Source organism: Bacteroides sp. AR20 (assembly GCF_964250605.1).
GTDB classification, from domain to species: domain Bacteria; phylum Bacteroidota; class Bacteroidia; order Bacteroidales; family Bacteroidaceae; genus Bacteroides; species Bacteroides uniformis.
The window spans coordinates 88,944-96,170 of sequence record NZ_CAXUGK010000019.1 but is presented as its reverse complement, the minus strand read 5'-3'; the positions used below and the strand labels follow the sequence as shown (position 1 = coordinate 96,170).

Genomic DNA, 7,227 nt, shown 5'->3' with positions numbered 1-7,227 from the left:
TTAATTAACTTTGCAAAACCTATCGGGTGGTACACGTTTCAAATGCTACCCGGGTCCCTTTTCAAGTGTTAGCTACAGACACGCTCGCCCTCTTTCCTCAACAGTTCCAGTTCGCGAGGCACAGGGTTGTCTTCATACTCCTTGAGACGGGCACGGAGTGACTCGTTTTCCTTATCCAGACGGCTGCCATGTTCCATGAGGTTCATCAGCGAGCTATGCACTTCTTCGCGCTCTTCGTCGGTCAGCGACATCTCCTTCAGGCACTCTTCCAGTTCCTCGCGCTCGCGTTCATTGTTGCGCAAGCGCTGTTCGTTTTCACTCAGGGTGACAAGATAGTTACGGGACTACGTTCTTTCTTGAAACGGATAAGGCTGAACAGCATAGCACCGGAAATGCTGAACATAATCACAGAAAACACTCCCCAGAAAAAACGTTCGTAACCACTGACCGGCTTCAGCCGCACATGCCTGCCATCGGAAAGCTCCTTTATCTGATTATACTCACGGTGCAAACCGGAAATCAGGCGGACGGCCCGGGCACTGTCGACAGCACCGCATTGCACCAACGAGTCAGCATGAGAAAGGGACTGTTCGTAGTCCATCAAAGTTCTATCGGCAGGTTTCGAGCAGGCTGTCAGCCCCAGAAGGAGAATCAGCAGGAGAAAAAGGGAGGTATGTTTCATCTTGAAATTTTGTGTTTATAATGAGTAAGGTGTAAAATCGGTAAGGAACGAGCTTACTTCAACAGTTTTCATAATCAATGCATATTAATCGTTACAGAAACAAAGGTAACACTTTCTTCCCACAATAAATAAAGAGGTACAAAGTTTTTCATTACTTTGTACCTCCTCTTTTTCTTCGACTTGCATCATTTATAGCCGTGAGTCAGCAAAAATCGTATAGCTTAGAACTCGCTCGTAAAGTGGAACTTGATATGCTTGAAGTCCATCTGCGCCATCTGCAACACATATCCGCTGTCCGCCAGGAACACATCCCTACCCTCGCGGTCTTTCGCCATATACTGGTATTTGCGCTTCTTGAAGGCTTCCAGTTCAGCCGCATCATCGCTCTCAATCCAGCAGGCTTTATACAGACTGAGCGGTTCCCAACGGCACTTCGCACTGTATTCGTTCTCCAGACGATACTGGATGACCTCGAACTGCAACTGCCCCACCGTACCGATAATCTTACGCCCGTTGAACTGGTTGACGAACAACTGCGCCACACCTTCGTCCATCAACTGGTCGACACCCTTGGCAAGCTGTTTCTGCTTCATCGGGTCGGCATTCTCAATGTACTTGAACATCTCCGGCGAGAAGCTCGGAAGTCCCTTGAAGTGGAGCGCCTCGCCTTCGGTCAGCGTATCGCCAATCTTGAACGTACCGTTATCCGGCAGGCCGATAATATCTCCCGCCCAAGCCTCATCGACAGTTGTCTTGCGCTGCGCCATGAACTGCGTAGGCGACGAGAAACGCATCGTCTTGCCATGACGTACATGCAAGTACGGGGCATTGCGTACAAACTTGCCGGAGCAGATTTTGCAGAAAGCGATACATGAACGGTGATTCGGGTCAATATTGGCGGTTATCTTGAAGATGAATCCGGTAAATTTAGGTTCTTCCGGCTCCACCTCACGTTCTTCCGCCTTCACGGGACGGGGACTGGGAGCAATCTCCACAAAGCAATCCAGCAGTTCCTGCACACCGAAATTATTCAGTGCCGAACCGAAGAATACGGGAGCAAGCTCTCCTTTCAAATATTCCTCCTTATCGAATTCGGGGTAAACACCGTCTATCAGTTCCAATTCTCCGCGCAGCTTGTCGGCCAGTTGGGCGCCAATCTGGTTGTCCAGCTCCTCGGTATGGATGTCCACTTCCACCTTCTCCGTCACTACCTGCTTGCTGGGCTGGTAGAGGTTGAGGTTATGCTCGTAGATATTGTAGACACCCTTGAAACGGACACCGCTCTCGATAGGCCACGTCAAGGGACGCACGTGGATGTGCAGTTCCTCCTCCAGCTCGTCCAGCAGGTCGAACGGGTCTTTGGCTTCACGGTCCATCTTGTTGATGAAGATAATCACCGGCGTATTACGCATACGGCAGACCTCCATCAGCTTGCGTGTCTGCGTTTCCACACCTTTCGCACCGTCCACCACGATGATAACACTGTCCACAGCCGTCAGCGTGCGGTAGGTATCTTCAGCAAAGTCCTGGTGACCCGGAGTATCAAGGATGTTGACCTTGTAGTCATGGTAGTCGAACTCCATTACAGAAGTGGTAACGGAAATACCACGCTGTTTTTCAATATCCATCCAGTCCGACGTTGCCGTCTTCTTTATCTTATTGCTCTTTACGGCACCCGCCACCTGGATTTGTCCACCAAAAAGCAACAGCTTCTCGGTCAATGATGTCTTACCGGCATCCGGATGCGCAATAATCGCAAACGTTCTCCGTCTCTCTATTTCGTTGTTATTGGCCATATATCAATTAGTCAGTAATAATCACTCTTCCAAATTCTTCATGCAGACGGCAAGGCTCGCCTCCCAATGGGGTATATCGATGCCGAATGTCTTCTTTATCTTTGTCTTGTCCAACACAGAATAATGCGGACGCGGTGCCTTGGCAGGGAATTCGTCCGTATGCAGCGGACTTACCTTGCAGCTCTTGATACCTGCCAGACGATGGATAGCCAACGTAAAATCATACCACGAGCAGACTCCCTCGTTGCTGAAGTGATAGATGCCGGGCACGATTCCCTGGCTGATAGCCGCAAAGATGGCGCGTGCCAAATCATTGGCGTATGTCGGCGTACCTATCTGGTCGAATACAACTCCCAGTGTCTCGCGCTCGCGTCCCAAACGGAGCATCGTCTTCACAAAATTATTTCCATAAATGGAATAGAGCCACGCCGTACGGATGATCATGGCACGGCTGCAATACTTCATCACCGCCTGCTCACCCGCCAGTTTGGTAAAACCATATACTGAATTGGGACAAGTAGCCGCCTCTTCCGTATAGGGGGTGTGTCCGGTTCCGTCAAAAACATAGTCGGTAGACACTTGTATCAATGCAGCACCGCAAGCTTCGGCAGCGGCAGCCAGATAGCCCGGAGCGACATGGTTCAGCTTGTCGCAAAGCTCCTGATTGTCTTCCGCCTTGTCTACAGCCGTATAAGCGGCGCAATTCACGATTACATCTATCCGGTTGTCCTTCACAAACCCATGCACAGATTGTTCGTCGCAAATGTCCAATTCCTGCACGTCAGTGAAAAAATAAGCATGTTGTCCGTTTTCTTTCGACAACACTCGCATTTCATTGCCAAGTTGACCGTTGGCACCGGTTATCAGAATATTCATTTAATAAAGTTACACTTATATATAGAATGTTACGATGAACAATATTTTCCTCCATAATTATCAATTATCCATCAACTCCAATTCTCCCCGCTTCTCCTTGTCATAATAGTTGGCAAGCAACGAGACGAAACCGCTGATGGCCTCCATAGCCTTTGCCGTGCCCTGACTGATTTCCTTCTTCTGCAAGCGCAACAGCAGCACTCCATAAAGTGCCTCGAAACAAGTGTCTACCTCAGGCTCCTCTTTCCGGCCGCTCTTCTGGCGCAGCTCCACGATAAAAGGCAGTGCCTTGAAATAAGCCGCATTATAGAACGGATATTTCGTAGAAGCCAGCAATTCGCCATGCAGCTCCGTCAGGTTCAGAATGACATTCCGGTTGATTTGCAGATGTCCTTTTTCCGTTACGCCTTCCGCACGCATCATATCTGCCAGATTTCCATACCATTCTTCCAACGCAGGCCGTTCCTCCTCCGGATAGCGCAAAATGATGTTCTGGCGTATCCGGTCTATGTCACAGCCGTTGGCACGGAGCAAATCCTCCACCTGCCACATATATATAAGGTATTCGGCTATATTCTTTTCTTTCAGTTGTTGCGCAATCTTCACGATAAAATGTATGAATTATGATTTTTCACCTTCCCACTCAATACAGCGATTCACCCATCAGCGTAAACACCAATCCCACCACAGACACCACAATGACAATGCTCCCGATAATACGGTTCAGCATCCAGATGCCACGCAAGTTGAATTGTGTACGGACTTTATTGACAAAAAAGGTAATGCCAAACCACCATGCCAAAGCGCCCAATGCGATGGCCAAGTATCCGGTAACGGCCTCGAATACCAGCACTCCCTCACTTACAAAAGCGAAGCGGGCGAAAAGGCCTACAAAAAGGAATATAATCAGAGGATTGGAAAGCGTGACGGCAAACGCCGTTATGAAGTTATGAAAATAGGAACCCTTGTTGATGGATACCGGACGGATGGACTGTACCGGATTGCTGCGGAACGTATAAACGCCAAACGCCAACAGAAGAATGCTTCCGAAAAGTTGCAGGTAAAAGATGTTCTTGTTGACATAATCAAAAACGAAACTCATCCCGTAGCCCGTCAGCAAAGCATATGCAATATCGCTTAGCGAAGCTCCTATCCCCGTTACGAAACCATACCACCGTCCTTTATTCAAAGTACGCTGAATACACAATACTCCTACAGGACCCAATGGCGCGGACACAATGACGCCGATAATGAACCCCTTCCACAATATGTCAAATATGGTCTCTATCTGAATCATGGCTGCAAATATCGGACTTTTTTATGAGACGAACGAATAGTGTTAACGTTTTTTCGACGGAAAAGGATTTTAAGAAGTAAAGATTATCCATTTTACATATTATTCCGTATATTTACCTCCGAACTTAACAATACCCCCTTATGAAACGAATAAAAAAAACTCTAACACTCGTTTCCATGGCCGTCTTACTACTGACGGCATGCGAATCCCCCAAGGAACTCGGTGTGGTTCCATATCCGCAGTATGCCCAAACAACGTCAAAAACAGTAGAACTGCCATCTACGGTAACCTTCTCGACCAATCTGGCGAAATCCGACATGAATGACCTGCTGGCCTATCTGCCGGACTTTGCCATCCCCATGAAGCTTGTCGACAAGAACCCTTTTGTAACGATAGAAATAACGGACGCAACGGATAATCCAATCGCTGCCGAAGGCTACAACCTGACAGTCAGCAAACAAGGTGTAAACATTCAGGCCTCCTCCGCTGCAGGTGCCTTCTATGGACTGCAAACCCTGGCACAACTTGCCCGTAACGGGAAGGAACTGCCAGTCACGACCATCAAGGACGAACCCAGATTCCCCTATCGTGGGCTGCACCTGGATGTTTCAAGACACTTCTTTAACACGGACTATGTCAAGAAACAAATAGACCTGGTAGCCACCTACAAAATCAACCGCCTGCATTGGCATCTGACCGACGGTGCCGGATGGCGGCTGGAGATTCCGGGCTATCCCCGCCTGACAGAATTCGCAGCCTGGAGAAAAGCCGCCAATCTGCAGGATTGGGGGAAATATGACCATCACTTCTGCGAGAAGGATGAAGAAGGAGCCTATGGAGGCTACTATACGGAAGCGGATGTACGTGAGGTTCTGGAATATGCCCGCTTGAGGCATGTCACCGTTATCCCCGAAATAGAAATGCCGGGACACTCGGGAGAAGTACTGGCAGCCTATCCACAGCTGTCCTGTACCGGCAAGCCTTATACATCCGGTGAAGTCTGTATCGGAAACGAAGAGACCTTCAAGTTCTTCGAAGATGTGCTGGATGAAGTGATACGGCTGTTCCCTTCCCGGTATATCCATATTGGAGGTGATGAAGCCAGCAGACGCCACTGGAAGGCATGCCCCAAATGCCAGAAGCGCATGAAGGAAGAAGGGCTCAAAGATGAAAGTGAGCTGCAAAGCTATATGATAGTCCGCATAGAGAAGTACCTCAACGACAAAGGGCGTGAAATCATCGGCTGGGACGAGATACTGGATGGAGGCCTGGCCCCCAACGCAACCGTCATGTCGTGGCGGGGTACGGAGGGTGGCATTGCCGCCGCCCGCATGGGGCATTACGCCATCATGACACCGGAGAGCCACTGCTATCTGGACCACTACCAGGATGACCCTGAGACACAGCCGCTGGCGTTTGGCGCCTGCATCCCCATCGGACAGACCTACTCCTACGACCCGGCTCCCGATTCATTGGGAAGTGATATCTGCAAATACATATTAGGCGTGCAAGGCAATGTATGGGCTGAATATCTGCCCACTTACGAACATGCCGAATATATGATATACCCACGCATCATCGCTCTGGCAGAAGTAGGCTGGACTCCCATGGAGAACAAGCATCCGGAGAGTTTCAAGAGACGTATCAACAACGAAATACGATACATCCGGACGAAAGGGTACAACCCGTTCACCTTGTCGGAACAAGTGCAGACCAGCCAGACCGTTGACTATGCCAAGAAAAAAATCATGCTGTCCCTCACCTCCGAAAAACATCCGATTGACATCCGCTACACAACGGACGGCTCCGAACCGACTGTATCTTCCAAGTTATACAAGAAACCGTTTGCCGTAAAAGACTCCATATTGCTGACCGCACGCCTTTTCGACGGAGAAAAGCCTATCGGAAAAAGCCTTCACCTGCGCACCGACTACCATAAGGGCATAGGCAAAAAGATAACCTATGCACCGGGCGGCAGATACTATCAGCATAAAGAAGTATACAAAGGCGGCGGTGACGCCGGTCTCCTCGACGGACTTCGCGGCGGCAAAAGCTACATGGACGGACGATGGCAGGGCTTCTGCCCCAATGATTTGGATGCCATTATCGACCTGGGCGAAGTGACCGCCATACATCGGGTCATGGCCAACTTCATGCAAATCCGTACCCCACAAGTATTTCTCCCTGCCAAAGTGGAAGTATGGGCATCTGTTGATGGCAAGAACTTCACCCTGCTGGGCAGTGATATCTGCAGCGAGGAAGAGGCCGGAAAGGACGTGATATTCCGTGATTTCGGCTGGATTGGCACCCCCACTGAGGCACGATATGTACGCTTCCATGCCATACAAGGGAAGAAGCAATTCTTATTTACGGATGAAATCGTCATACAATAACACACATCCGGTTTTTATGAAACAGAACAAAAAACGCATACGAGTAAAATTGCATGCGTTTTTTGTTTTCCTTTTTTTCTCCTCCCCACCGATTTTACGTATCTTTGCCCCCAAGAAGAAAAGATGAAGATACTCAAAGAAGTAACTTCAATCGTAAAATCGTAAATCGTAAAATCGTAAATA

5 protein-coding genes and 1 pseudogene are annotated in these 7,227 nt (G+C 49.1%); 1 reads left to right on the top strand and 5 read right to left on the bottom strand.

The annotated features are described in order from the left end of the window. Positions 1–80: 80 nt before the first annotated feature. From ACESTD_RS11395 to ACESTD_RS11375, 5 genes and pseudogenes are all read right to left on the bottom strand, one after another. A pseudogene (locus tag ACESTD_RS11395) lies at positions 81–682 on the bottom strand (hypothetical protein); the annotation flags it as partial. 221 nt (positions 683–903) lie between these two features. Further along, complete coding sequence (locus ACESTD_RS11390) at positions 904–2,478, bottom strand: peptide chain release factor 3 (RefSeq protein ID WP_117681327.1); 1,575 nt, start codon at positions 2,476–2,478, stop codon at positions 904–906. 21 nt (positions 2,479–2,499) lie between these two features. After that, positions 2,500–3,354, bottom strand: coding sequence for a dTDP-4-dehydrorhamnose reductase (gene rfbD / locus ACESTD_RS11385; RefSeq protein ID WP_120172670.1), 855 nt, complete (start codon positions 3,352–3,354; stop codon positions 2,500–2,502). A 60-nt stretch (positions 3,355–3,414) separates the two neighbouring features. Beyond that, positions 3,415–3,960: a DUF4924 family protein gene (locus ACESTD_RS11380; RefSeq protein WP_005826317.1), complete on the bottom strand. Its 546-nt coding sequence runs from the start codon at positions 3,958–3,960 to the stop codon at positions 3,415–3,417. A 37-nt stretch (positions 3,961–3,997) separates the two neighbouring features. Then, positions 3,998–4,651 carry a LysE family translocator gene (locus ACESTD_RS11375; protein ID WP_005826316.1) on the bottom strand — a complete coding sequence of 218 codons (654 nt, stop codon included), beginning with the start codon at positions 4,649–4,651 and terminating at the stop codon, positions 3,998–4,000. A gap of 140 nt (positions 4,652–4,791) precedes the next feature. Between ACESTD_RS11375 and ACESTD_RS11370 the strand changes: the two genes are divergently transcribed. Then, the gene (locus ACESTD_RS11370) at positions 4,792–7,044 is read left to right on the top strand and encodes a family 20 glycosylhydrolase (protein ID WP_195288675.1); all 2,253 of its coding nucleotides are present in this window, start codon (positions 4,792–4,794) and stop codon (positions 7,042–7,044) included. Positions 7,045–7,227 lie beyond the last annotated feature (183 nt).

Excerpts from the sequence above, each read along its gene's own strand:
- ACESTD_RS11390 (WP_117681327.1), bottom strand. The coding sequence starts at position 2,478 with ATGGCCAATAACAACGAAATAGAGAGACGGAGAACGTTTGCGATTATT.
- rfbD (WP_120172670.1), bottom strand. The coding sequence starts at position 3,354 with ATGAATATTCTGATAACCGGTGCCAACGGTCAACTTGGCAATGAAATG.
- ACESTD_RS11375 (WP_005826316.1), bottom strand. The coding sequence starts at position 4,651 with ATGATTCAGATAGAGACCATATTTGACATATTGTGGAAGGGGTTCATT.
- ACESTD_RS11370 (WP_195288675.1), top strand. The coding sequence starts at position 4,792 with ATGAAACGAATAAAAAAAACTCTAACACTCGTTTCCATGGCCGTCTTA.